Raw genomic sequence first — 25,236 nt, 5'->3', positions numbered from 1 at the left:
CCGATACTGCAAGAATGTCCGACATGACCGACCCGTATCTCTGGCTCGAGGATGTCACCGGCGACGCCGCCCTGGACTGGGTGCGCGCCCGCAACGCCCGCACCGTCGCCGAATTCGCCGACGACGCCGAGTTCGCCGGGTTGCGGGAGCGGATCCGGGCGGTGCTCGACACCGACGCCCGGATCCCGTACGTCCGCCGCCGTGGCGAGTTCCTCTACAACTTCTGGCGCGACGGTACGCACGTGCGGGGGCTGTGGCGGCGCACCACCATGGACGAGTACCGCACCGCGGCACCGCGTTGGGACGTGCTGTGCGACCTCGACGCGCTGGCCGAGGCCGAGGGCGAGAACTGGGTGTGGACCTCCTCGCAGGTACTGCGGCCCGACGAGACCCGAGCCCTGATCAGCCTCTCGCGCGGCGGCGCCGACGCCGCCGTGATCCGCGAGTTCGACCTGGTTCGACGCGAGTTCGTGACGCCCGAGGAGGGCGGTTTCTTCCTGCCCGAGGCCAAGTCCGACGTCGACTGGATCGACATCGACACCGTGTTCGTCGGCACCGACACCGGCGACGGCTCCCTCACCGACTCCGGGTACCCGCGGGTGTCCGCACGCTGGCGCCGCGGCACCCCGGTCGACGAGGCGGTGCCCGTCTACGAGGGCAAGCAGACCGACGTGGCGGTGTCCGCCTGGCACGACCGCACGCCCGGCTTCGAGCGGGACTTCGTCGACCGCGCCGTCGACTTCTACTCCTCACAGCGCTTCGAACTGCGGGGCGACGGCGACCTGGTCCGGATCGATACGCCCGAGGACGCCGGGCTGTCGGTGCACCGCGAGTGGCTGCTGGTCCGCACCCGCTCCCCCTGGACCGTCGGGGATCTTGAATTCGCCTCGGGCACACTGCTGGCCGCGCGGTACGACGACTACCTGGCGGGGTCGCGGGAGCTGACGGTGCTCTTCGAACCCGACGCGCACACCTCACTCGAGCAGTCCGTCTGGACGCGCCACCACCTGCTGCTGGTGACCCTGCGGGACGTGCAGACCCGGATGCGGGTGCTCACCCCGCACCCCGACGGCTGGTCCGACGTGCCGTTCGAGGGCCTGCCCGCGCTCAACGCCACCGACGTCCTCGACGTCGATCCGGTCGAGAGCGACGAGTACTTCCTCAACTCCAGCGGGTACACCACGCCCGCCACGCTGCTGCACGGCTACGTCGGCGAGCCCGTCGAGTCGCTCAAGCAGGCGCCGACCTTCTTCGACGCCGAATCTCTCACCGTCACACAGCACTTCGCCACGTCCGACGACGGCACGTCGGTCCCGTACTTCACGGTCCGCCGCGACGGCGCCCCGGCCGGGCCGACCCTGCTGTACGGCTACGGCGGCTTCGAGAACTCGATGGTGCCGGGCTACAGCGGCGCCCTGGGCCTGGGCTGGCTCGAGCGCGGCGGCACCTACGTGGTCGCGAACATCCGCGGCGGCGGCGAATACGGCCCCGATTGGCACACCCAGGCGCTCAAGGCCGGTCGACACAAGGCATTCGAGGACTTCGCCGCGGTCGCGCGCGACCTGGTCGCGCGCGGGATCACCACCGCCGCGCAACTCGGAGCACACGGCGGCAGCAACGGCGGGCTGCTGATGGGCGTCATGCTCACGCGGTACCCCGAACTCTTCGGTGCCATCGTGTGCCAGGTGCCGCTGCTGGACATGCGGCGCTACCATCTGCTGCTGGCCGGCGCGTCCTGGATGGCCGAGTACGGCGACCCCGACGACCCGGCCGAGTGGGAGTTCATCTCGCAGTACTCGCCGTACCAGAACACCGACCCGGACCGCGCCTACCCGCCGGTCCTGATCGCCACCTCGACGCGTGACGACCGGGTGCACCCCGGGCACGCGCGGAAGATGGCCGCGCTGCTCGAGGAACAGGGCCATCCGGTCTGGTACCACGAGAACATCGAGGGCGGGCACGGCGGCGCCGCGGACAACGCGCAGCAGGCGTTCAAGTCCGCGCTGACCTACGAGTTCCTGTGGCGGCAGCTGGCGTCCTGACGTCTCCGGCCTCGCGGCGGTGTCAGTAGACGCCGGCTACGTTCCGGGGCGTCGGCAATACCGCTGTGATCGTCCCCCTCCGGGTGGATGATGAACCAGACGGCAAGTCGCACCTCCGCCGGGAAGGCCCGATCAGATGTCCGAGTATCCGTCGGTCGAACAGGTGGTCACCGGGGACGGCGCCCGGCGCTGGTGGGCGTGGGCGGCGCTGGTGTGTGCGTTCGGCGCGGCGGCGGTGCCCGTGCTGTCCGCCGGATTACTGGGCACGGTGGGGTTGGTCGTCGTCGGGGTCGGCGGTGTGGTGGTCACGGTGGCCGCCCTGTACTGGTTCCTCACCCGCCGCGGGGCGGCGAGGTGGATCTCCCTGGGCGTGGCGGTGCTCGCACCGATCGCCGTCCTGGCCATGTTCGTCCGCGCCGGCCTGCTGCTGGAGGTGCTGGTCGCGTACGCGCTGGGGCTGCTGTCCCTCGTGTGCGCCCGCGCCGCCCTGCGCGGCGGACGCTCGGAGGCCGCCATGCCGGAGTTGCCCGCGCCGCCACCACAACACCCGTTCCTGATCATGAACCCGCATTCCGGCGGGGGGAAGGTCGCCAAGTTCGACCTGGTGCGCCGGGCCGAGGAACTGGGCGCCGAGGTCGCGCTGCTCGAGGGACCCGGCATTGTCGACGTCACCGCGCTGGCGCGCCAGGCGGTGGCCGACGGCGCCGACCTGCTGGGGGTGGCGGGCGGGGACGGGACCCAGGCGCTGGTGGCAGCGGTCGCCGCCGAACACCGACTGCCGTTCCTGGTGATCAGCGCCGGAACCCGCAACCACTTCGCGATGGACCTCGGCCTCGACCGCACCGATCCGACCCGTTCACTGGACGCGATCCGGGACGGCGTCGAGCTTCGCGTCGACCTCGGCACCATCAACGGCCGCACCTTCGTCAACAACGCCTCGTTCGGCGTCTACGCCGAAATCGTCCGAAGCCCCGCCTACCGGGACGACAAGACGGGCACCGTGCTGGGGCTGCTCCCGGATCTGCTCACCGGACACACCGGGCCTCGACTCGTCGCGCGAATCGGCGACACGGTGGTGACCGGACCGCAGGCGGTCCTGGTGAGCAACAACCCCTACGGCAACAGCGACCTCGCGGGACTGAGCCACCGGGACCGTCTCGACCGCGGCGTCCTCGGTGCGGTCGCGCTGACGGTGACGAACACGCGCCAGGCGGTCGGCCTGCTGCGCCGCACCCGAGTTCAGGGTCTGACGCAGCTGACGGCGGCCGAGGTGGTCGTCGACGCCGACACCCCGGAGATCCCGGTGGGGGTCGACGGCGAATCCCTGCTGCTCCGTACCCCGGTGCGGTGCACCGTCGAACCCGGCGCCCTGCGGGTACAGGTTCCCAGGACGCGACCCGGGGTGCGTACCTCCGCGCCTGCCTTCGACTGGGTTCGACTGTGGCAGATCGCGTCCCGGCCTCGCGCCGGCTCCCGATCCGGGTCGGGCGGCTGAACCTCCCGGTCGCGCCGGCCGTCAGCTGTCGGCCGAGTGCCCGGGGCTGCGAGCCCGGAAGTCGCTCACGGCGGCCTCGACGGTGGGGTAGAAGTGCGTCGCGTCGAACCTCTCGCCCAGCCCGAACCGGATGAGCCGGTCCTTGACCGGGCCCTTCATCTCGGCGAACGCCAACCGGATCCCGTTGCCCTCCAGGTACGTGTCGAGGTCGACGAGTTCGTCGACGGCGGTGGTGTCGAGTCCGGTGATCGGCTCGGCCGCGACGACCACCCACTCGACCGGGGTCGGGGCCTTCGCCACCACCGACCGCACGTACTCGTCGAATATCTGGCCGTTCGCGAAGAAGAGTGGCGCGTCGAACCGCACCAGCACCAGTCCGGGGATGCGGTCCCCGGAGGGGTGCCGCACGACGTCGTGGAAGCCCGGGCGGTCCGTCGTCTCGACGAGTTCGGTGCGGTACGGCTGCCAGGCCTGCGCGACCACCGCGACGAACGACAGCCCGATCGCCACGAGGATGCCCTGCAGCACGCCCACCAGCGCCACCCCGAGGAACGCCGCCGCCGCGAGGCCGAACTCCACGGTGCTCATGCGCCACATCCGGACCATGCCGCGCACGTCGACCAGCGCCGTGGCCGCGACGATCACCACGGCCCCGAGGGTGGCATCGGGTAGGTAGGCGGTGACCCCGGGCGCGACGAGCACGAACAGCAGTACCGCGAGGGCGCCGACGACGCCGGCCAGTTGGGTGCGGGCGCCGCTCTGTTCGGCCACCGGGGTCCGGGACCCGCTCGCCGAGATCGGGAAGCCGCCGAACAGCCCGCCGGCCACGTTGGCGACCCCGATCGCCTTCATCTCGGTGCTGCCGTTCACGTCCTCCCCGTGCCGGGCGGCGAAGGTGCGCGAGAGCACGCCGCTGTCTGCGAACGCGATCAGGGCGATACCGGCCGCGGGCCCGATCAGGTGCCCGACGTCCTGCCAGTCGACACCGCCGACGGTCGGCAGCGGCAACCCCTTCGGCAGCGCACCGACCATCCCGATGTCGTCGGTGAGTCCCGCCGAGGCGGACAGCACGATCGCCCCGACCACGGCCACCAGCACCCCGGGCACTGCGGGGAGCCACACCCGGAACCCGACGATGACGGCCAGCGAGCCGATGCCGACCGCGGCGGCGAGGGGATCGACCTCCCCGCCGACCACGGCCTGCCCGATCTCCGCGATCTCGCCGAGCACCCCGGACGCGTCGACCGAGATCCCGAGCAGCTTGGGCAGCTGACCGACCACGACGATGAGCGCGATCGCGTTGAGGTATCCGAGCCGGATGGGCTTCGAGAGCAGCTCGGTGACGAAGCCGAGATTCAGGAACCCGCCGACGAGGAGGATGAGCCCGACGAGGACGGCCAGCACGCCGGCGAGGGCGAGCGCCTCGTCGGGGTCCCCGGTCACCGCCAACGGCAGCACCGCGGCGGCGATGAGCGGTGCCAGCGACGAGTCCGGGCCGAGCACGAGAATCTTCGACGGCCCCACCAGCGCGTACGCGAGGAGCGGCACGATGGTGGCGTAGAGGCCGGCGTACGCGGGCAACCCGGCGGCCTCGGCGTACCCCATCCCGGCGGGGATCAGCAGGGCGGTGAGGACGAGGCCGGCAGTGACGTCGGCGCGCAGCCACTCACGGCGGTACCCCCGGGCCGTCACGACCCCGGGCAACCTGCCCAGACCTTCTCGCCAGGACATGGTTCGCGGTCAGCGGGCGCGGGCCCGTTGCGGGTCGACGGCGACCTCGGCGGGGATCGGCGGGAGCGGCGCCGCGCGGCGGCGACGCCGACGCCGCAGCGCCTTGTCCGCCTCCACGACGATCGGGACGATCAGCGACCAGCCGAGGCAGGCGAGCCACTGATCTCCCGTCAACGACGTCGTCATCAGGAGGTCCTGGAGGAAGCCGATCTCGACCGCGAACACCGTGACGACGATCGGGACCGACAGGATCTTGAGCGCGCCGAGGACGGGAGGGACGAGTCCGGATTCCGGGTCGCGCCGCATGGCGAGCCCCCCGAGGACGGAACCGAGCGAGAGCACCACGAAGGCCGTCGTCATGGGGACGTTCGCCTCGGTCGTGCTCATCTCGCCCGGGGCGAGGAGCATCGCGGCAAGCGTGAGCGCGAACTGCAGCACCCCGTACGCCAACCACTGGACAAACGCCGGCCGGTTCGCGATCGGCATCGCGCGGTCGCGAGGCGGCTTGTTCATCAGGTCCGGCGGCGCTGGGTCGAGCATGATGACGGCCACCGGGAACAGGGTGATGAAGAAGTGCTGGAAGAGCACCATCAGCGGCGTGAGTGCGACCCCGTCGTTGATGTTGAAGATGCTCGCGACGAGGAACAGCAGAACCAGCGAGAAGAGTTTCGACATCTGGTACCGGATGTACGACACGATCTTCTCGTAGATGTTGCGGCCCAGGCGAATTGCTGTGATCAGGGTCCCGAAGTTGTCGTCGGTGAGCACCATCTTGCCCGCCTGTTTGGTGACTTCGCTGCCCGAGCCCATGGCCACGCCGATGTCGGCCTTCTTCAGCGCGGCGGCGTCGTTGACGGCGTCCCCCGTCATCGCGACGACGGCGCCGTCCTTCTGCATGATGTCGGCCAGCCGCAGTTTGTCCTGTGGAGTGACGCGTCCGAACACGTGCAGTTCGGGCAGGGCCGCCGACAGTTCCTCGTCGGTCATGGCCTGGAGTTCTGGGCCGCCGATCGCGCCGGGTCCGAGGCCGAGCTCGGCGCCGATCGCGGATGCGGTGATCGCGTGGTCGCCGGTGATCATCCGAACGGCGATGCCCGCCTCGTGCGCGATGCGCACCGCTTCGATCGCCTCCGGCCGCAGCGGGTCGATGATGCCGACCATGCCGACGAACGTGAGGTCGTCGACCAACGACATGGGGTCGGCCGCCGCGGCGTCCTCGCTCCCGTCGAGTCGGCGGGCGGCGAACGCCAGCACGCGAAGCCCCTTCTCGGACATGGTCCGGTTCGCCGCCGCCAGTTCCTCCCGGACCTCGTCGAGCGGGACCGTCTGCCGGCCCGGCCGGAAGGCGGTCGTGCACCTGGCCAGGACCACGTCGGGTCCGCCCTTGACCAGTTCCACGAACTGGGTGCCGCCGTCGACCTGGAGGTGGTGGAAGGTCGCCATGAACTTGTACGCGGAGTCGAACGGCACCGTGGCGACGCGCGGGTAGGTCCGCCGCGTGCGCGGGGCGTCGACGCCGATCTTCGCCGCGAGCACCACCAGCGCGGCCTCGGTCGGGTCGCCGACGACCTCGCCGGTGTCGGAGACGGTGGCGTCGCTGTCGAGACACAGCCCGTACGCCAGCAGCGTGAAGTCCGGGACCGGCTCGCCCGCCACCTGGGTGATCTTCCCGGACTTGGCGTAGCCCTCACCCTCGACCGTGTACCACCGGCCGTGGAAGTACAGCGACCGCACGGTCATCTGGTTCATCGTCAGGGTGCCGGTCTTGTCCGAGTTGATCGCGCTGGTCGCGCCGAGCGTCTCGACATCCGTCAGGTTCTTCACGACGGCCTTCGCATCGGCCAACTGCCGCGCGCCGTAGGCCAGCATCGCCTGGACAAACGTCGGCATGCCGGTCGGGATCGCGGACACCCCCATCGAAATGCCCAGCAGCAGAAGCGTCGTGACGTCCTGTCCCCGGATCATCCCGATGACCACGATGGTCGCCACCGCCGTCCACGCGATGACGCCGAGCACCTTGGTCAGCGAGTCCAGTTCCCGCTGCAGCGGAGACCTGCTCGGCGCCACCGCCGAGAGCATCGACGCGATCTGACCCATCTGGGTGTGCATGCCCGTCTCGGTGACCACCATGGTGGCGGTGCCGCGGGTGACCGAGGTGTTCTGGAAGGCCATGTTGCTGCGGTCGCCGAGCGGGACGTCGGCGGCGGCGAGCGTCTGCGGATCCTTTGCGACAGGAGCGCTCTCGCCGGTGAGTGCCGCCTCCTGGGTCTCCAGGGTGGCCGAGGTGAGCAGGCGGCCGTCCGCGGGCACGATGTCGCCCGCCTCGAGCTGCACCACGTCGCCCGGCACGAGTTCGGTGGCGTCGAGCTGGATCAGCGTTCCGCCGCGGATCACCCGCCCCTGCGGCGTCTGCATCTTCGCCAGCGCGTCCACGCTGGCGCGTGCCTTCACCTCCTGCCTGGTGCCCAGCACCACGTTGAGCCCGACGAGCACCGCGACCACGATCGCCGTCGGGATCTCCCCGATGACGACGCTGAGCACGGCCACCGCGACCAGCATCAGGTTCATCGGATCCCTCAGCTGCACCAGCGCGATCGACCACGTCGACGGCGCCGGCTCGGCGGCAATGACGTTGGGCCCGTACTGCCGGCGCCGTTCGTCCACCTCGCCCGCCGTCAGACCCGACTGCGGATCGGTGGCGAGTGCGGACACCACGGTCTCGGCGTCCCGGGCGTGCCAGTCCGTGCGGGCCTGCGTGGTCGGGCCGGTGTGTGCCCCGTCCGGCGCGGGTTCCATCGTCGCCATGGCCGCTCGTCCTTCCCTGCTCGGACCCTCAGTAGGGAGTCGGAATCCAGTGCAGTGGTAGCTTCGGCGGCTCGTAGCCGTCGGCATCCTGCCGCTCCGGCAGGGTGATGTCGGGGCGCTGCAGTGGCTCGTAGGGAATCTGGCTCAGCAGGTGACTGATGATGTTGAGACGTCCACGTTTCTTGTCGTCGTTGACCGCGACGAACCAGGGCGCCCAACCGGTGTCGGTGAAGTGGATCATCTCGTCCCGGGCCCGCGAGTAGTCGTACCAGCGGCTGTACGACTTCAGGTCGAGGTCCGAGAGCTTCCAGATCTTCCGGGGGTCGTCGATCCGGCTCTGCAGGCGACGAGTCTGCTCCTCCTCGCTCACCTCCAGCCAGTACTTCAGCAGGATGACTCCCGATTCCACGATCGCGCGCTCGACCGTCGGGATGAGCTCGAGGAACTGGTGAGCCTGCTCCTCCGTGCAGAAACCCATCACGCGTTCGACACCGGCGCGGTTGTACCAACTGCGGTCGAAGATGACGATCTCGCCGCCCGCCGGCAGGTGCGGCACGTACCGCTGCACGTACATCTGCGTCTTCTCCCGCTCGGTGGGGGCCGGCAGCGCGACGACCCGGAACACCCGCGGGCTCACCCGCTCGGTGATCGCCTTGATGACCCCGCCCTTCCCCGCGGTGTCGCGCCCCTCGAACACGACGCAGATCTTCGCGCCGGACGCCTTCACCCACTCCTGCAAGGCGACGAGTTCGGCGTGCAGCGGCTCGAGGTGGTGGCGATACTCCTTGTTCTTCATCGGCTTGCCGTTCTTCATCGGCTTGCCCGTCGTCGGATTGTCCGTCATCGAACGGGTACTCCCCTCAGTCGCGCGACGCCATGGCGGCGAGTCGACCGGGCTCGCCCAGTCGACTCGCCGCACGCTCAGGCAGAGCGAACGTCGCCACTTTCGGCGGCGTGGTCAGGCGCGATCCGGATCCCAGGTCGAGACGGCCCAGATGACGACGACGTCGAGTGCGATGATGAGCACCGACCACCAGGGGTAGTACGGCAACCACATGAAATTCGCGAGAATCGAGATCGCCGCGACCACCACCGCGCACACCCGCGCCCAGTCCGCCCCGGTGAACAGCGCAAGCCCGACCGCCGCGACCACGACGCCCAGACCGATGTGAATCCAGCCCCACGTGGTGAGGTCGAACTTGTACACGTAGTCCAGCCCAACCACGAACACTTGGTCCTTGGCAACCGCGGCAATGCCTTGGAACAGCTGGAGGATACCGACAGTCACCATGATGGCGGCCGCCCCGATCGACGTTCCCGCCGCAACGCTCCGCTTTGTCGATGTTGGGTCCGACATGACCGTCCCCTTTCCTGCGGCGGGCAGAGTGACCCGCCTGCGACCATTCTGCGCCGATTGCGCCGGTGTCGGTCGCGAATGCAGGCATTCGACGTCGACGCCCCGAATCGTGATGTTTCCGAATCCATTTCGGTCCTTGACCACGGCTCCTGCGGAGCAGACGATGAATCGATGACCGGCGACGACGAATTGCTCCAAGTCGAACAAGTCATCAAGCGCTTGACCACTCGATACCCGTCCGTCTCACCGGTTGACATCGAGCACACGGTGCGCAGCATTCACGCGCGCTTCGAGAACGGAAGGATCCGCGACTACGTGCCCCTTCTCGTCGAGAAGGCGGCCCGACGCGACATCGCCGACCAGATGTCGCGAGGGACAGCGGCGCCTACGGCGGTGCCGTCTGCACCCGCTCCAGTTCCGTCTGCTCCCTTGGCGGTGCCGTCTGCACCCGCTGCAGTTCCGTCTGCACCCGCTGCAGTTCCGTCTGCACCCGCTGCAGTTCCGTCCCTCGGCTGACCGCGGGGCCCCGATCTGATGATCCGCGGCCGCTTCTGAGGCCACAAGAACCGTTGGGCCGCATCGCCCCGACGCCGAGACTACGGTGGCGACGACCCGCTGCCCGACATCGAGGGCGGCGAAGAAGGCGACTGCTGCGACGTCCGGGGCCGGCCGTGGCCGGGCACCGCGCCCGACGGCACCCCGAAGGTGGCCACCCGCGCCAGGGCCCGCAGGTCCGAGTCGATCCGGCGGAACAACTGGTAGACCCCGATGAAGGCGAGGATGCCGCCCAGGCACAGCACGCGGACCGTCATGTTCACGGTGCTGCCCGGACCCGCTCCGACGAAACTGAGTCCCGCGACCCCGACCAGCGGCACCGACGCCGCCACCGCCAGGTAGCGGGTGCTGACGAGGCGCAGGGTCCGGATGTCGCGACCGTCGTCACTGCGGATCTCGCCGTGCGACAACAGGATCGGGTACAGGCACCGGACCGCGTAGTACGTCACGATGAAGAAGGGGTAGGCGACCGCGACCGCCCCGCACACCACCAACGACGTGATCAGGTGCGTGTACGCCCCGAGTGGGATGCCGCCGGCCGCGACCTGCAGGGCGATCGGGTAGACGATCCCGGCCACCATCCACAGCGCAAAGCTGACCACGACCGCGCGGTGCCCCATGTTCAGCGTCGCCGCGCGCGCCCGGCCGAGCACCACGGGTCCGTAGCTGCGGCCCTCCCGCACCCCGCGCGGCACGGTGAGCGCGAGCCGACACCACGAGAGGATCAACAGCGCCCCGAGTGGGAACGCCAGCGCCCCGATCACCAGGTGCACCTGCTCGAGATAGTGCTGCGCCGGCACGGACAGCCCCGAGACGATGAGTTCCCTGTTGTAGTAGTAGTTGTAGCCCGCCGCCAGCAGGTTCGGGATGCCGATCGCGGCGATCATGACGGGCAGCGCCCACCGCCACATCCTCGCGCGTCTGCTCGCCGGCGGCGGGTCGACCAGGTCGCGGGCGTGCGGGTCCAGGCACAGCGCGAACTGCCGGGCCAGCTTGCGTCCACTCGACCAACGGTCGGCCGGGTCGGGCGCGAGCGAGAAGAGCAGGACTCGTCGCAGCGCGGCCGGGCAGTCCGCGGGGAGCGACGACTGCCTCGCGTCGTCCACGCCACGGCGCCGCCGCTCGAGCAGCACCGCGGGTGACTCGCCAGACCGGGCGTCGACAAAGGGCCTCGAGCCCGTGAGCAACTCCCACAGCATCACGCCGAGCGCGTAGATGTCACTGCGGGTGTCGATCCGGGCGACGGCGGCCGCCTCCGGCGCGCTGACGGCGGCCAACTGCTCCGGCGACATGTAGGCGACGGAACCGGCCATCACCGAGCCGCCGCCGGGCACGTCCACCTCGGCGCTGGAACTGACGTTGAAGTCGGCCAGCTTGGGCTCGCCCTCGACGGTGAGCAGCACGTTCGCGGGCTTGATGTCGCGGTGCAGCACCCCGCGGTCGCTGGCGTAGTCCAGTGCCTCCGCCAACCGCAACCCGATCCAGGCGACAGTCTCCGGCCAGGACAACGCGGCGATCTCGGTTCGGATGCCGGAGTCGGCCGGCCTCATCTCCCCCTTACGGGCGAGGACGCCGTCGATCGAGTCGAGCAGAAGCCGCCCGCTCCGGTGCTCCGGCGGGGTATCGCGGACCAGTCGCAGCACGTCCAGCAGGGTGCCGCCGGGCACGTACTCCATGAACAGCATCCGCAGCTGCCGGTCCTCGAGGACCCGCTGGTCGAAGACCCGGACGATGTACGGGTGGTCGAGCTGGGCCAAGGTCTGCGCCTCGGTGCCGACGTTGCGGGAGATCTTGAGCGCCACCCAGCGCTGCATGGAGCGTTGCCGGGCCAGGAACACCCGGGCGAACGCGCCATGGCCGAGCTCGGTCACCAGGTCGAAGTCGTCCAGGCGATGACCCACCGCGAGGTCCTCGCTGCCCGGCAGGTCGAGCCCGCCCGCTCCCACGCTCCGCGGGTCGTGTTCGCGCAGCCACTCGAAGCGTTCGGCCTGCAGCGGAAACTCCGCGTCGTACTCGTCGGGGTCGACGGCCTCGCCGCTCAGGCGCCGTACCCGGTACTCCTCGTAAACGAGCTCCGGCGGCAGCGGCGCGGCCAGCAGCTCCGGGAACTCGAGGCAGTAGTCCGCGATCCGCTTCGGCCGGTGCGCGCGCAGCCACCGGTAGGCCAGGTCGACCATGATCAGTTCCACCAGCGCGGCGCGACGGACCGCGTCGGCGTCCGGCAGGTAGTCGGTCAGGTCGGACGGCGCGCCGGACTCCTCCCAGTGCGCGACGAGTCGCCCCACGCCGGTGTCGACGACGAACCCGGTGTTCGGACCGCTCCCCCGCGACCGGATGCCCCGCGGCTCGGTGGACGACGGCCCGTTGTCCGGGCCGAGCGTCGGGGGCGGACCGGCGACGACGGTCGCGTCACCCTGGTGCGGCGCCGGCCTGTCCATGGTGGCTCGCGGTCAGGACCGGTCGTGCAGCCACTGTTCAATCCGGTCTACGGTGGTGTCCGGCTTGCGAATCCAGCCGTTGTGCCCCAACGGCTCGGGCTGGTGCCAGGTGGTGAGATCCGCCTTCGGCAGCTTGCGGACCAGGTTCGCGATCGCGGGTTTCGGTGCCAGGTCGTCGTCCTCGACGGAGATCGACAGGACCGGCAGCGCGAGCCGCGCGATGCGTTCCTCGTAGTCGATGTCCGCGCCCGCCGGTTCGATGGCGCCGGTGCGTGCGAACCGCGACCAGTCCGAGACGAGCACCCGCGACTGCCTTCCGAATCCGCCGACGTCGAGCCGGTCCCCCGGCCAGAAGCCGGCGACGTTCGCGGTCACCGACATCGCCGCCGACCCCAGCAGCAGGCCCGCACCGCGGACCGGGCCGTGGCCGCGGTGGTACGGCGAGCCCGACGCCACCAGGATCAGCCCGCCCAGCTTGCCCCGCGCCCGCGCCGCGTACATCACCCCCAGCTGACCGCCCATGCTGTGCCCGAGCAGGTACGGCGTGCTGGCGGGGAACCGCTCGCGCACCACCTCGAAGGTCGCCGGGAAGTCCACCGACGCCAACTCCTGGTAGCCGTACCCGCTGTCCGGTCCGGGCCGCGGCCGGCTGTCGCCCTGGCCTCGCAGCTCACCGACGGCCGCGTTGAATCCGCGGTCCACCAGGGCCTGCGCCACCGGGTCGTAGAAGCCGCCCGGCACCCCGAGCCCGGGGAAGATCACCACCACCGGCGCCTCTTCACGGCCCGGGAAGAGCCGCACCGGGATCGTCGTACCGTCCGGAACCTGAATCGGAATGGTCTCCACGCGTCAATACTCTCCCCTCGGCGGCCCGGCCGATAGTGTTCCGCCCATGGCACCCGCTGATCCGCTGCTCCTGCCCGTCGGGACCAGGTACACGCCCGACGACCTGACCTTCTACGCCGACCCGGAGCACCGAAGCCTCGACGACGCGCTGGCCGAGGCCGATCTGCTGGTCAGCTGCCCCCACTCGGGTGCCGCCATCCCGGCCGAGCTGTCCGAGTTCCTGGCGCCCGAGTTCACCCGCCGGCTGCAGTTCGACTTCTCCGACTGCTCGACCGCCCCGGTGGTGCGGCGGTGGGCTCAACTCGACCCGCGGATCGTGTACGTCGAGAACCCGCACCCGCGGATGTTGAGGGACCCGAACCGGGCCGAGCCGGCGGACCTCTACGAGACCCTGCGGGAGGCGTTCGCCCGGGTCCGCGCGGCCGGCGCCTGGAACAGGGTGGACCTGACCGGGGTGGACGCCATCCGGCCGGTCACCTTCTCCTTCTTCCCGCTGTTGCGCGAACCGGCCGACGACGCCGGACTGCGCCGACTGGCCGAGACGTTCGCCGAGGTGGCCGAGCGCGGGCTGGGCGTGTACGAGCGGACGCGCGATCGCCTGGTCGACCGGATGGTCGAGCTCGCCTTCGACAAGGCCGGGCGCACCGGCGAGGCCGTCGAGTTCAACACGCTCTCCTTCCACGACACCATGAACCACACCACCACCCGCGACGGTGCGGTGAACGTCGAACGTGCCCCGGCCGACCGACTGCCGAACGTGGTGGCGCTGTCGAACCGCGGCGACCATGCGGGCGAGCCCCGCGAGGACAACCCGGTGAGCATGGACCCGGCCGCGCTGCGCGCACTGGCCGCGGCCCACCGCACGGGGTTCGCGGTGACCGAGCCGGACGCGGTCGCGCTGAACCAGCCGTACCTCGGCAGCCAGGAGATCATCTCTGCCGGTGCACGTTTGCGGGCGCTGGGCCCGCGGGCGGCGGCGGCCGGGGTGGCGCTCGGTGCGGTGCAGGCCGAGTTCCGTCGCGAGTTCCTGCTCGGCCCGGCACTGACCGCGCAACTGCAGGCGCCCGGGGTGGACTGGCCCGAGCCCGACCCCGAACGCGTCGACCAACTGGCGCGGGCCTGCCAGGCCAGCTGGGATGCCTACCGCGACCGCGGCTGACGAGCGACACCACGCACCGCTCAGCCGAGCAGCAGCCCGATCAGCGAACCCGCGGTGATCGTGGTGACCGCGAGGACGAGTGTCGGCACGAAGAACGAGTGGTCGACCAGCTTGGTACCGAGCTTGGTGCTGCCCGACTCGTCGAAGTTGGCGGCCGCGATCTGTGATCCGTTGGTGGGCAGCAGGTAGATACCGGCGAAGGCGCCGGCCCACATGCCGGTGAGCAGTCCGGGCGCCAGCCCCGCGGCCAGGCCGATGGGCACGATCGTCCGGGTGGCCGTCGACTGGCTGGTGGTGAGCACGCAGACCAGGAACACGCCGAGCGCGAAGATCCACGGCCACGCGTTGACCCAGTCACCCACGGTGCTGGTGATCAGCTCGAGGTGGGCGCTGATGAAGGTGTCGGTCAGCCAGGCCAGGCCGAAAAGGGCGATGGCCGAGACCATGCCGGCCTTGAACACCGACGAGGTGGGTACGTCGGCGACGTTGGGCCGGCTCACCAGCAGGATCAGGGTGCCGACGAGGAACATGATCATCTCGATGATCGGCGTCATGCCCATCGGCGATCCGTCGGCGGCCTCCGGACGAATTCCCTTGAACAGACCGAACACCACGATCGCGGCGACGCCGAGCAGGAAGATCAGGGCGGCGTTTCGACCCGCCGTGGACGACTTGAGTTCCACCGTGCTCATGCCGCCGGACGGGGCGGCGATTGCGCCGGAGGCGATGCGCGCCTGGATCTCCGGGTCGTCCTCGATGTCCTTGCCGAGCCGGTTGACGACGATCGAGGACAGGATGATTCCGATGACCGCGGCGGGCAGCGTGATCATGATGATGTCGATCAGCTCGAAGTTGTACGGCGCCACGTCGGTGAGGGTCACCATGGCGGCCATTGCCGCGGAGACGGGACTACAGGCGAGCGCGACGCCGGTCGCGACCACCGACAGCGACAGCGGGCGGGACGGGCGGATCCCGTTGCGGTAGGACGCGTCGTAGATGACCGGCAGCAGCGGGTACAGGATGTTGGAGGTGCCGGCGCCGACCGAGAACAGGAACGAGACCAGCGGCGCGATCAGCGTGATCTGCTTGGGCCGCTTGGCGATCAGGTCCGCAGCGATCGTCACCATCCAGTCGATGCCACCGGCGACCTGCATCATCGACGATGCGAGGACCACGGACAGGATGATCAGCAGCGCGTCGACCGGCGGGCTGCCGACGTCCTCCCCGAACACGAACACCAGCACGGCGACGCCCGCGCCGCCCCAGAGTCCGAGCGCGACGCCGCTCGACCGGGTGCCCATGACGATGGCGCCGAGCACCACGATCAACTCCAGGACGATCTTCACCGAATCCACACGCAACCACCTTGCCTCGACGTCGGGCAGCGACCGTGCCGGCCTTACCCGCGGATGTGCGGGATGTTACGCATGCCTAGGGATTTTGCCGGGGAGTTGCGCCGCGACGCTCCGGGGCGGCCACGAGTCTGGTGGGCGGGCCCGTCACGGGGGTGATCGGGTCAGTCACGGGGCGGGAAGCGCAGCGCGTTCGCCCACAGCCGGGTGGTCGCCGACACCAACGTCTCGAAGTCGAGGGGTTCATCGTCGTCCTGCCCGTCGCCGAGCACGAGGACGCCGAAGGCGAGCCTGCTCACCATGCCGGAGAGGGCGCGCGAGGCGACCAACGGGTCGATGCCCGCGTCGGCGATCCCGCGGGCCTGCAGGTCCGCGATGCCGCGCGCGTTCCGTCGGACGAACGCCTCCGCCCGCCGGGTGCGGAACTTCCGGAACACCGGGTCCACGTGCGCCACCTGCTCGAGCAGCCCCATCAGCTTCGCGTTGCGCCGGTAGGCCTCGAGGTAGGCCCTGTTGCTCGCCTCGAGCACCGCGTACGGGTCGTCGGTGCCGTGCACCCGGCCCATGCCGGGATGCATCATGTCCTCCTGCGCCTCCGCGAGGACGGCCGCGAACACCTCCTCCTTGCTCGCGAAGTAGGTGTAGAAGGACCCGGTCGCGCAGCCGGCCTCCCGCGCGATGTCGGCGAGGCGGGTGTCGAGGTAGCCGTCGCGTTCGAAGACCGTCCGTGCGGCCGTCACGAGCGCGGCCCGGGTCTTCACGCCGCGCCTGGTCGCCGGCGGGTCGCGGAGCAGCGCCGGTGGCGCCATCGGCGGCGGGCGAGTGTCGTCCTCGTCGTGGGTGCCGTCGACGGTCGGGGTGGAGTCCATCCCACAGGTATACCTGAATCCGGCGTCAGATTTGAAACTTCGGTTTCGCGGACCCCGACGACGAAGGCGCCGACCCCGCGGTGCGGGATCGGCGCCTTGTCGAACTCAGCGGCTCAGTGACTCGGTGTCACAGGCCGATCGTGCGGGCCAGCATCGGCCAGGACTTGTGCAGGTCGTCCTGCCAGTAGCCCCACGAGTGGGTGCCGTTCGGGCGGAAGTCGACGACCGCCGGGATGCCGAGCTGGCCGAGACGCTTGGACAGGTTGTTGGTGCACAGCAGGGTCGCACCCTCGATGATGCCGCCGACGACGACCTGGTTGGCGAGACCCGACATTCCGCCGGTCTTCTCGATGGTGTCGTGCGGGCCGGGCAGGCCGTTGCCGGTGGAGATGTACATCTCGATGCCGCGCAGCTTCTCCGCATTGACGACCGGGTCGTTCTCGACCCACAGCGGGCCGTCCTTCGGTCCCCACATGTTGTCGAGGTTGCCGCCGCCGCGCGAGTCGACGACCATGTCGATGTAGGCCTGGCCGGCCGGGGTGCTGGTCTCGGCGCAACCGCTGTAGGCCCCGACGCTCTTGTACAGCTTCGGTGCGGCGATGGCGAGGTTGAGCACCGAGGTGCCGGCCATGGAGATGCCCGCCAGCGAGTTCACGCCGTTGGTCTTGAGCCCGGCGTCGATGATGGGGGGCAGTTCCTGGGTGAGGAACGTCGTCCACTTGTTGTTACCGAGCTTGGGGTCGGTCTTCACCCAGTCGGTGTAGTAGCTGAACGCGCCACCGACGGGGGTGACCACGTTGACTTCCTTGTCCTTGAAGAAGTCGGCGATGTCGGTGCGCTTCTGCCAGGTCGCGCTGTCCTCGCCGCCGCCGGCACCGTTGAGCAGGTACAGGGTGGGGGCCGGCTTGGACGTGTCGACGGGGCGCTGGAGCTTGAGCGGGATGGTCTTGTCCATCGACTTCGAGTAGACGTAGGCGGTCTGCTGACGGCCGCTGCCCTCGATCCGGACGAGGTACGAGCCGTTGCCGGACTTCGCCGCGGCGGTCTCGGGCGAGGTGGCCGAGGTCGGCGCGGCCTGGGCGAGGCCGCCGCCAACGAGCGGCAGAATCGTCAGAGCGGCCACTGCGGCCGCGATCCGACCTGCTCGACCGGATCGTCCAAACTTGGGCATACGTCCCACCTTGACTGTCGACTTTTCGTTGAGTAGCTACTCGATAACTCTGTATACAGCACCAACGGTTCCCGCCGCTCTGCAGGGGAACCGTTGTGAGCTCTCGCGCCGATAGTTTCACCCGCGCGGCGCCGCGGTGTCCAGCGATTCGAGAAAATGGTCAATTCCTTGACCATTGGCGCAGGTCCAGCGGCCTCGGATCGACAATGTCACAATCCGGGCCGACTCGGCCCACCGACACGACGGGGCCCGGGCAGCCTGCAGAACAGGCGACCCGGGCCCCGGACGTGAGGGAACGGACTCAGAAGTCCATGCCGCCCATGCCACCGGTCGGGTCGCCCGCGGGCGCACCGGCCTTCTCGGGCTTGTCGGCGACAACGGCCTCGGTGGTCAGGAACAGGGCCGCGATGGAAGCCGCGTTCTGCAGCGCCGAGCGGGTGACCTTGACCGGGTCGTTGATGCCGGCGGCGAGCAGGTCGCCGTACTCGTTGGTCGCGGCGTTGAGGCCGTGGCCGGCGGGCAGGTTGCGCACCTTCTCGGCGACAACACCGGGCTCGAGGCCCGCGTTGAACGCGATCTGCTTGAGCGGAGCCTCGAGCGCAACGCGCACGATGTTCGCGCCGGTGGCCTCGTCGCCCTCGAGCTTGAGGTCGTCGAGAGCCGGAGCGGCCTGCAGCAGGGCCACGCCGCCGCCGGCGACGATGCCCTCCTCGACGGCAGCCTTGGCGTTGCGCACGGCATCTTCGATGCGGTGCTTGCGCTCCTTGAGCTCGACCTCGGTCGCGGCTCCGGCCTTGATCACTGCAACGCCACCGGCCAGCTTGGCCAGGCGCTCCTGCAGCTTCTCGCGGTCGTAGTCCGAGTCCGACGCCTCGATCTCGGCGCGGATCTGGTTGACGCGACCGGCGATGGCGTCGGCGTCGCCGGCACCCTCGACGATGGTGGTCTCGTCCTTGGTGATGACGACCTTGCGGGCCTGGCCGAGCAGCTCGAGTCCGGCGGTCTCGAGGGAGAGGCCGACCTCTTCGCTGATGACCTCGCCACCCGTGAGGATGGCGATGTCGGCGAGCTGCGCCTTGCGACGGTCACCGAAGCCGGGGGCCTTGACGGCCACGGACTTGAAGGTGCCACGGATCTTGTTGACCACCAGCGTGGACAGGGCTTCGCCCTCGACGTCCTCGGCGATGATGACCAACGGCTTGCCGGACTGGATGACCTTCTCCAGCAGCGGCAGCAGGTCCTTGACGGTGGAGATCTTGGAGCTCACGAGCAGGATGTACGCGTCCTCGAGGACGGCTTCCTGACGCTCTGCATCGGTGGCGAAGTACGCCGAGATGTAGCCCTTGTCGAAGCGCATGCCCTCGGTGAGCTCGAGCTGCAGGCCGAAGGTGTTGGACTCCTCGACCGTGATGACGCCTTCCTTGCCGACCTTGTCCATGGCCTCGGCGATGAGCTCACCGATGGACGAGTCGCCTGCGGAGATACCAGCGGTAGCAGCGATCTGCTCCTTGGTGTCGATCTCCTTGGCGGTGTCGAGCAGGCGGACGGTGACGGCCTCGACGGCCTTCTCGATGCCGCGCTTGAGGCCGAGCGGGTTGGCTCCCGCGGCAACGTTGCGCAGACCCTCACGGACGAGAGCCTGGGCGAGCACGGTGGCGGTGGTGGTGCCGTCGCCAGCGACGTCGTCCGTCTTCTTGGCGACCTCCTTGACGAGCTCGGCGCCGATCTTCTCGTAGGGATCGTCGAGCTCGATCTCCTTGGCGATGGACACACCGTCGTTGGTGATCGTGGGGGCACCCCACTTCTTCTCGAGCACGACATTGCGACCCTTGGGGCCCAACGTCACCTTGACAGCGTCGGCGAGGGCGTTGAGGCCTCGCTCGAGACCGCGACGGGCCTCTTCGTCGAACGCGATGATCTTTGCCATTGCGAAGTGATCCTCCGGATTGGGGTGACACACAAGGCGACCGCTCGTCGGGTCGTCTCATTTCACGCAGGGCGATGTCTGCGCAATGGCCAGGCTCGGTGCCCGCGACGGACGACCAGGGGTGTCGATGGATCCCAGTCTCACCGTCCCGACCTGGCACTCACGTGTCGCGAGTGCCAAGTGCATTTTTAGCACTCGGGGGTGGCGAGTGCAAGGTCACGGGCACCGAACCGGCGACGCCGGGACTAGCGCATCGCGCAGGCCGCACCCGTGTTCAGGTTGATCGCGAAGGAGAGCGGACCCACGCAGTTGACCCCGTCGGCCTGGGCGGTGGCTCCGCTGCCCCAGCCGGCGAGGGCGACGGTGGTCTGCCCGTTCTCCGCGTGCGCACGCGAGATGCCGCCGCCGATGGAGTACGCGTAGGACTGCCCGGCGCCCTTCGACCCGGCCAGCGCGACGCCGAAGCCGGTGGCGAAGGTGGTCGCCGAACCGCCGTCGGACACGCTGACCGCGGTACCGCTGTCGGTCGCGCCGGAGTTGGCGATCCCGGTGCCGGTGGCGGTCGCGCCGCAACTCGCGTCGCCGATCACCCGGATGTCGTTCGCGGACGGCGGCGACACGCAGTTGACCTGCGCGGCGGACGCGACGCCCGAACCGGCGACGACGACACCTCCCACGATCGCGGCCCCGACCGCCATCGACGCTCCGGCCCGCATGACGAGGGAACGGAACAGGGAACGGTTGCGGAACGAAGTCGGCACGGATCTCCTTCAGAAGTGTTCGGTCTGCTGCGCCGGCGCTCCGGCGCACACGTGGGCGACGGTACCCAAACTTTCCGCGCGCCGGGTATCGATTTCGTTGCGGTTTGCGGCGGACCCGCAAGGCCGGCCGCGCACGTCGCGTCCGGGCACGCAATCCCGTCAGCCGGACAGCTCGTCCAGCAGCGCGGGCAGGTCCGCCACCGAGTCGAGGATGTGGTCCGGGGCGGCGGGCGCGGCCTCGAGAACCGCGGGCCGGAACTTGCCGGTCCGCACCAGGATTCCGGTCAGTCCGGCGGACTGTGCGGCCAGCACGTCGCTGCGCAGGTCGTCGCCGATCATCACGGTGCGCCCGACCTCGCTGCCCGTCAACTCGGCGGCCGCGACGAACCCGGCCGCCTCCGGCTTGCCGATCACCGTCACGGCCGCGCCGCCTGCCGCCTCCAGCCCGGGCAGGTAGGCGCCGGTGTCAATGCGCAGGCCGTCGTCCGTCGCCCAGGTCAGGCCACCCTGCATCGCGACCACCGGGACCCCGTCCTGCATCAGCTCCACCACCCGGCTCAGCGTGCGGTGGTCGAACTCCGGCCCGGCACCGCCGAGCACCACCACCTCGGGGCGCCGGTCGTCGAGTTCGATGTCGGCCAGGTCCGCGGCGATGTCGCCGTGGTTGACGAGCAGGCAGCGCGCCCCGGGATGGGTGCGGCGCAGGTACTGCGCGGTGAGCGCGGCCGCGGTGACGATCTCCTCGTCGCGCACCGCCAGGCCGCAGTCCCGCAGCGCGCGGGCGATCTCCGCCCGGGTGCGGGAGGTGGTGTTGGTGAGGAAGGCGCGTCCGAGCCCGCGGTCCCGGACCGCGTCCAGCGCCGCGGCGGCGCCGGCGAGCGGCCGCCACGAGGTGACCAGCACCCCGTCGATGTCGAACAGCACGCCCTCGAGTTCCCCGTTGCCGGTCATCGCGACACCCCTTCCGACGCCCGGTTCCACCATGTCCCCCGCGCCCGGGTCCGGCAAGCGGCAGACGACGCCTCGCCGGCCGCGGGCGTCAGTGCGGGACGCGCCCCTGCGCGGCCAGCGCGTTGAGCACCGCCGCCGCCTGGTCGGCGCCGTCGACGGTCACCGTGAACCGGGAGCCGTCGCCGCGGGTCACCCGCAGCGCCGCGCCCGGGCGCACGATCAGCCCGGTGCCGGCGGGACCGACGCGGTAGCCGAAGCTGCCGAACCCGTTGATCAGGCCCACCCGGACGGCCTCCGCCTCGGCGACCTCCGCCAGCGGGATCCGGATCCGCCTGACCGCGACCGGAGACCGGGCTTGCAGCCCGTGGGCGTCGACGACCACCCGCACCGGGGCGAGCAGCAGTGCCGTCAACAACGCGGCCAGGGCCACCAGACCGAGCACCAGCCACATCGAGCCGACTGAGAAGCCCGCGACGACCAGCACCACGGCCATCGGCACCAGCACCGCCACGACGGCCAGCCACCAAGGCATGACGGCCGAGCCGGACCAACTGACCTGTTCGGTGTCGCCCAAGGGAATTCGTGGCGCGTCGACCGGCGGCGGCGCGACGGCCGCGGCCGCACGCGGCCTGGGCATCGCCGCGTAACCGGCACCCGCGGCAGCCAGCCCGACGACCGCGGCCAGCAGCATCGCGCCGAGACCCGCCGAAGCCTGCGCGGCATCGGTGAGCCCACGCTGAGGCAGGACGGTCGACGCGGCCAGTGCGGCGACGAAGCCGCCGACCCCGGCGCCGAGCGTGACCGCGACCCGAGCCGTGCGCTCGTCCCGCCGGGTGATCGCGAGCTGGATGACGACGAGCAGCGCGGCGACCGCCACCCCGAGCAGCGGGGCCCACCGGACCGTGTCGAGCGCGGCGAAGCCGTCGGCCTTCAGATCGACGCCGAAGTGCACCGCGACCGGGTCGGGGAGCTCCCCCGCCGCCCCCGCGATCACCGCGGACGCGCCCGCCGCGACGACGACGGGCGGCACCAGCGCCGCGGCCAGCGCGCGCGGCCACGAGACCCGCTGCGTGGCCGATGCCGATGTGGTCATGCCATCTCCTTGTCTACGAGCTCCATGAGTTCGGGTGCGCTCATCCCGTGCCGGCGCGCCTCGGCGACCAGTTCCCGGACCGCCTCCTGCAGCCGGCCCCGCGTGGCACCGGCGGCGACCACCGCGCCGCGCCCGCGCCTCAGATCGATCAGGCCCTCGTCGCGCAGCAACTGGTACCCGCGCAGCACGGTGTGCACGTTGAGGTCCAGCGAGGCGGCGAGGTCCCGGGCGCCGGGCAGGCGTTCACCGGGAGCGGCGGAACCGTCGGCAATGGCACGACGGACACTCGCGGCCACCTGCTCGAAGAGCGGTGTGGCCGCGGACTGGTCTATGCGGATGAGCACGACAATCACACTATAGTTCTAGCCTTAATAGAACAAGTTGGGTAGCCGCCGAGACTCCAACCCCTCCCCGAACCACAGGGAGGGCTCAGAAGCGGCCGTGACTGATGGCGTCGATCTCGTGCGGGGTCAGCAGTCGCTCGAGTTTCTCGCTCGGCCAGGACTCTGGGCGGCCCTTCAAACGCGCCGACCGCAGGATCGGAACGGCCTGGTCGCGAGCATGTCGCCTGACGTCTGGGATCTTCACGACGATCACTCCGGTGCGCATCGGGTCTGACTTGACGTGGATACCCTGTTCATCGCCCGTCGTCCCCCCGGCATTACACGCTCCGCCCCGGACGCGCCGACGACCCTTGACGCATCGGCGAGATCGGGCAAGATACGCGTTACGCACAGTTTCACTAATTCGACGAAACCGGAGACAGAGCCAGTGACGAACACCCTCGAAGCCAGCATCCACATCGACGCCTCGCCCGCCGCGGTCTGGTCGGTGGTCTCGGACCTGAAGCGGATGGGCGAGTGGAGCCCCCAGTGCCGGATGATGCGGGTGTTCGGCGGCGAGGTCAGGCAGGGCACCAAGACGTTCAACGTCAACAAGAAGGGCCTGCTGGTGTGGCCGACCTCCTCGAAGGTCACCCGCTTCGAGCCGAACGAGGCCATCGCGTGGCGCGTCGTGGAGAACCACACCATCTGGACCTACGAGCTGACCCCCACGGAGAACGGCACCACCCTGACCGAGCGCCGCGAGGCCCCCACGGGCACCACCAAGATCTCGTCGTTCCTGGTCGACAAGATGATGGGCGGTACCGCCGGGTTCGAGCAGGACATGATCAAGGGCATGAACACCACCCTCGCCCGGATCAAGTCCGAGGTCGAGTCGAAGGCCCCCGCCGCGCGCTGACCGTCAACGTCCCTCCCGCAGCAGCGCCGCGACGTCCTCCTGGCCGCGGCGCTGCGCGTGTTGCAGCGCGGTCCGGCCGTCCGCGTCCGCGATCGACCGGTCGGCGCCCGCCGCGAGCAACTGCCCGACCACATCCTGGTAGCGGGCCGACCCGTCGCCGTAGACCACCGCCTCGAGCAGTGCGGTCCAGCCCGGCTCGTTGACATGGTCGACCGGGACGCCGGCGCGGATCAGGGTGCGCACCGTCTCGACGTGGCCGTGCTCGGCGGCCGGGATCAGCGCCGTGCCGCCGAACCTGTTGGTGTCGCTCACGTCGGCACCGTGCGCCAGCGTCAGCGCGAGGATCTCGTCGAGGCCCTCGGCGCCGGCGTACAGGAATGCCGAGTCCTCCAGGTCGTCCTTCGCGTTCACGTCGGCCCCCTCCGCCACGAGCACCCGGGCCGCGTTCACCGAGTTCGACTTCGCCGCGGCCACCAGTGGGGTCCGGCCACCGTCCCCGCGGGCCTCGAGCGCCGCGCCGCCGGCCAACGCCGCGCGCACCGCGTCGGCATCGTCCGCCCGCACCGCCACGAACAGCGCCCGCTCCAGCTCCGGGGTCGAGACGGGCACGGGCACGGGCACGGGCTCGGGCACGGACTCCGGCGAGGCCGCGGGGACCGGGGCGGTGGGCGGCGACGCGCCCACCGCCGGGTCCGGGCCGCCGCACGCGGCGCACGCGGCCACCGCAGCGGTGAGGACGACGGCGGCCGCCACCCGCCTCGTCTGAGCGTTCATCCCTAGCCCAACGATCCCGCGATGGCGTCGAGACCGGCCGCTGCGCAGGCCTGATCGGCCATCCCGTCCGGGGCCCCGCCCACGCCGATGCCCGCGATGGAGGCGTTGCCCGCCTTCACGGAGACGCCGCCCGGCAGGAACAGGGTGCCGTCCAGGTCCGCGACGGTGGCGCCGTCGCCCTTGGCGCGACCGGCCAGGTCGCTGGTGTTGGCACCGAAAGCCGCTGCCGTGTAACCCTTCTGGCGAGCTGCCTCGACGGTGTGCTGGGCCGCGTTGTCGCCGCGCAGCATCGCCTGCACGTTGCCGTTGCGGTCCACCACGGCCACGGTGACGAAGCCGAGTCCGTCGGCCTGGCACTTCGCGAGTGCGGCCTGCGCGGCCGTGCCCGCGGCTCCGACGGTCAACCGGTTCGCGGTCGCCGTGCCCTTCGCGGCCTGGCCGCCGGGAGCCTGCGCCGGGGCAGCAGCGGTTGCGACCGGGGAGGCCGAGGCCACCTTCTCCTCGATGCCACTTCCGCACGCGGCGGTGGCGAGGATCGCCGCCAGCGGAACGATGACGGCGAGGGTCTTGGGCAGTCGGCGGGAAGTGTTCATCGTGGGGGCCTTTCGGTAGCGGTGCGACCGACCGTGCGCAGTCGGGCTGACGGATTCCAGCCTCGCCGCCGGCAC

Annotated in this window: 21 protein-coding genes and 1 pseudogene; 5 read left to right on the top strand and 17 right to left on the bottom strand. The window is 70.3% G+C overall.

Annotated elements, in window-relative coordinates; genetic code table 11:
- Positions 1 to 14: 14 nt before the first annotated feature.
- Together RT2_RS00190 and RT2_RS00185 are read left to right on the top strand one after the other, a co-directional pair.
- The gene (locus RT2_RS00190; RefSeq protein ID WP_072842506.1) at positions 15 to 2,042 is read left to right on the top strand and encodes a prolyl oligopeptidase family serine peptidase; all 2,028 of its coding nucleotides are present in this window, start codon (positions 15 to 17) and stop codon (positions 2,040 to 2,042) included.
- A 136-nt stretch (positions 2,043 to 2,178) separates the two neighbouring features.
- The gene (locus tag RT2_RS00185; RefSeq protein WP_072842505.1) at positions 2,179 to 3,537 is read left to right on the top strand and encodes a diacylglycerol/lipid kinase family protein; all 1,359 of its coding nucleotides are present in this window, start codon (positions 2,179 to 2,181) and stop codon (positions 3,535 to 3,537) included.
- 21 nt (positions 3,538 to 3,558) lie between these two features.
- On the opposite strand, the gene RT2_RS00180 is transcribed toward RT2_RS00185, so the two are convergent.
- From RT2_RS00180 to RT2_RS00165, 4 genes are all read right to left on the bottom strand, one after another.
- On the bottom strand, positions 3,559 to 5,268 hold the full coding sequence (locus tag RT2_RS00180; RefSeq protein WP_072842504.1) for a SulP family inorganic anion transporter: 1,710 nt from the start codon (positions 5,266 to 5,268) through the stop codon (positions 3,559 to 3,561).
- 9 nt (positions 5,269 to 5,277) lie between these two features.
- Positions 5,278 to 8,073 (bottom strand): cation-translocating P-type ATPase, encoded by a 2,796-nt coding sequence (locus RT2_RS00175; protein ID WP_083576973.1) that lies wholly within the window; start codon positions 8,071 to 8,073, stop codon positions 5,278 to 5,280.
- 28 nt (positions 8,074 to 8,101) lie between these two features.
- Positions 8,102 to 8,917, bottom strand: a complete 816-nt coding sequence (ppk2, locus tag RT2_RS00170; protein WP_072842503.1) for a polyphosphate kinase 2 — start codon at positions 8,915 to 8,917, stop codon at positions 8,102 to 8,104.
- Positions 8,918 to 9,031: 114 nt separating this feature from the next.
- On the bottom strand, positions 9,032 to 9,430 hold the full coding sequence (locus RT2_RS00165; protein WP_072842810.1) for a DUF7144 family membrane protein: 399 nt from the start codon (positions 9,428 to 9,430) through the stop codon (positions 9,032 to 9,034).
- A gap of 171 nt (positions 9,431 to 9,601) precedes the next feature.
- Between RT2_RS00165 and RT2_RS26245 the strand changes: the two are divergent.
- Positions 9,602 to 9,790 (top strand): annotated as a pseudogene (locus RT2_RS26245) (three-helix bundle dimerization domain-containing protein); the annotation flags it as partial.
- A 236-nt stretch (positions 9,791 to 10,026) separates the two neighbouring features.
- Here the strand turns inward: RT2_RS26245 and RT2_RS00155 are convergent.
- The gene (locus RT2_RS00155) at positions 10,027 to 12,423 is read right to left on the bottom strand and encodes a serine/threonine-protein kinase (protein ID WP_072842502.1); all 2,397 of its coding nucleotides are present in this window, start codon (positions 12,421 to 12,423) and stop codon (positions 10,027 to 10,029) included.
- 12 nt (positions 12,424 to 12,435) lie between these two features.
- Positions 12,436 to 13,269, bottom strand: coding sequence for an alpha/beta hydrolase family protein (locus RT2_RS00150; RefSeq protein WP_072842501.1), 834 nt, complete (start codon positions 13,267 to 13,269; stop codon positions 12,436 to 12,438).
- A gap of 46 nt (positions 13,270 to 13,315) precedes the next feature.
- Here RT2_RS00150 and RT2_RS00145 point away from each other — a divergent pair, with 46 nt between their 5' ends.
- Positions 13,316 to 14,428, top strand: a complete 1,113-nt coding sequence (locus tag RT2_RS00145) for an N-formylglutamate amidohydrolase (protein ID WP_072842500.1) — start codon at positions 13,316 to 13,318, stop codon at positions 14,426 to 14,428.
- Between the two features lie 20 nt (positions 14,429 to 14,448).
- Here RT2_RS00145 and RT2_RS00140 read toward each other — a convergent pair whose 3' ends face one another.
- The 9 genes from RT2_RS00140 to RT2_RS00100 all read right to left on the bottom strand — a co-directional run bounded on the left by RT2_RS00140 (position 14,449) and on the right by RT2_RS00100 (position 23,161).
- On the bottom strand, positions 14,449 to 15,783 hold the full coding sequence (locus RT2_RS00140; protein WP_072842499.1) for an anaerobic C4-dicarboxylate transporter family protein: 1,335 nt from the start codon (positions 15,781 to 15,783) through the stop codon (positions 14,449 to 14,451).
- A 161-nt stretch (positions 15,784 to 15,944) separates the two neighbouring features.
- Positions 15,945 to 16,649, bottom strand: coding sequence for a TetR/AcrR family transcriptional regulator (locus tag RT2_RS00135; RefSeq protein WP_072842498.1), 705 nt, complete (start codon positions 16,647 to 16,649; stop codon positions 15,945 to 15,947).
- A gap of 127 nt (positions 16,650 to 16,776) precedes the next feature.
- Complete coding sequence (locus RT2_RS00130; RefSeq protein WP_072842497.1) at positions 16,777 to 17,820, bottom strand: alpha/beta hydrolase; 1,044 nt, start codon at positions 17,818 to 17,820, stop codon at positions 16,777 to 16,779.
- A 301-nt stretch (positions 17,821 to 18,121) separates the two neighbouring features.
- Complete coding sequence (gene groL / locus RT2_RS00125; RefSeq protein WP_072842496.1) at positions 18,122 to 19,747, bottom strand: chaperonin GroEL; 1,626 nt, start codon at positions 19,745 to 19,747, stop codon at positions 18,122 to 18,124.
- Between the two features lie 245 nt (positions 19,748 to 19,992).
- Positions 19,993 to 20,463, bottom strand: coding sequence for a DUF6764 family protein (locus tag RT2_RS00120; RefSeq protein ID WP_072842809.1), 471 nt, complete (start codon positions 20,461 to 20,463; stop codon positions 19,993 to 19,995).
- A gap of 204 nt (positions 20,464 to 20,667) precedes the next feature.
- Positions 20,668 to 21,459: an HAD-IIA family hydrolase gene (locus tag RT2_RS00115; RefSeq protein WP_072842808.1), complete on the bottom strand. Its 792-nt coding sequence runs from the start codon at positions 21,457 to 21,459 to the stop codon at positions 20,668 to 20,670.
- An 88-nt stretch (positions 21,460 to 21,547) separates the two neighbouring features.
- Complete coding sequence (locus tag RT2_RS00110) at positions 21,548 to 22,552, bottom strand: hypothetical protein (protein ID WP_072842495.1); 1,005 nt, start codon at positions 22,550 to 22,552, stop codon at positions 21,548 to 21,550.
- Entirely contained in the window at positions 22,549 to 22,896 is a 348-nt protein-coding gene (locus tag RT2_RS00105) for a GntR family transcriptional regulator (protein ID WP_072842494.1), read from the bottom strand. The genes RT2_RS00110 and RT2_RS00105 overlap by 4 nt, the downstream gene beginning before the upstream one ends.
- Before the next feature lie 85 nt (positions 22,897 to 22,981).
- A complete protein-coding gene (locus RT2_RS00100; protein WP_072842493.1) occupies positions 22,982 to 23,161 on the bottom strand; it encodes a hypothetical protein in 180 nt (59 codons plus the stop codon).
- A gap of 162 nt (positions 23,162 to 23,323) precedes the next feature.
- Between RT2_RS00100 and RT2_RS00095 the strand changes: the two genes are divergently transcribed.
- On the top strand, positions 23,324 to 23,794 hold the full coding sequence (locus tag RT2_RS00095; RefSeq protein ID WP_072842492.1) for an SRPBCC family protein: 471 nt from the start codon (positions 23,324 to 23,326) through the stop codon (positions 23,792 to 23,794).
- 3 nt (positions 23,795 to 23,797) lie between these two features.
- Here RT2_RS00095 and RT2_RS00090 read toward each other — a convergent pair whose 3' ends face one another.
- Positions 23,798 to 24,568 (bottom strand): ankyrin repeat domain-containing protein, encoded by a 771-nt coding sequence (locus RT2_RS00090; RefSeq protein WP_083576972.1) that lies wholly within the window; start codon positions 24,566 to 24,568, stop codon positions 23,798 to 23,800.
- Positions 24,569 to 24,570: 2 nt separating this feature from the next.
- Positions 24,571 to 25,161 (bottom strand): GlcG/HbpS family heme-binding protein, encoded by a 591-nt coding sequence (locus RT2_RS00085; RefSeq protein ID WP_072842491.1) that lies wholly within the window; start codon positions 25,159 to 25,161, stop codon positions 24,571 to 24,573.
- Between the last annotated feature and the right edge of the window lie 75 nt (positions 25,162 to 25,236).

This window comes from Rhodococcus tukisamuensis NBRC 100609, assembly GCF_001894985.1.
GTDB lineage: Bacteria > Actinomycetota > Actinomycetes > Mycobacteriales > Mycobacteriaceae > Rhodococcus_G > Rhodococcus_G tukisamuensis.
The sequence above is the reverse complement of the archived record's forward strand: the minus strand, read 5'-3'. Positions and strand labels throughout refer to the sequence as shown.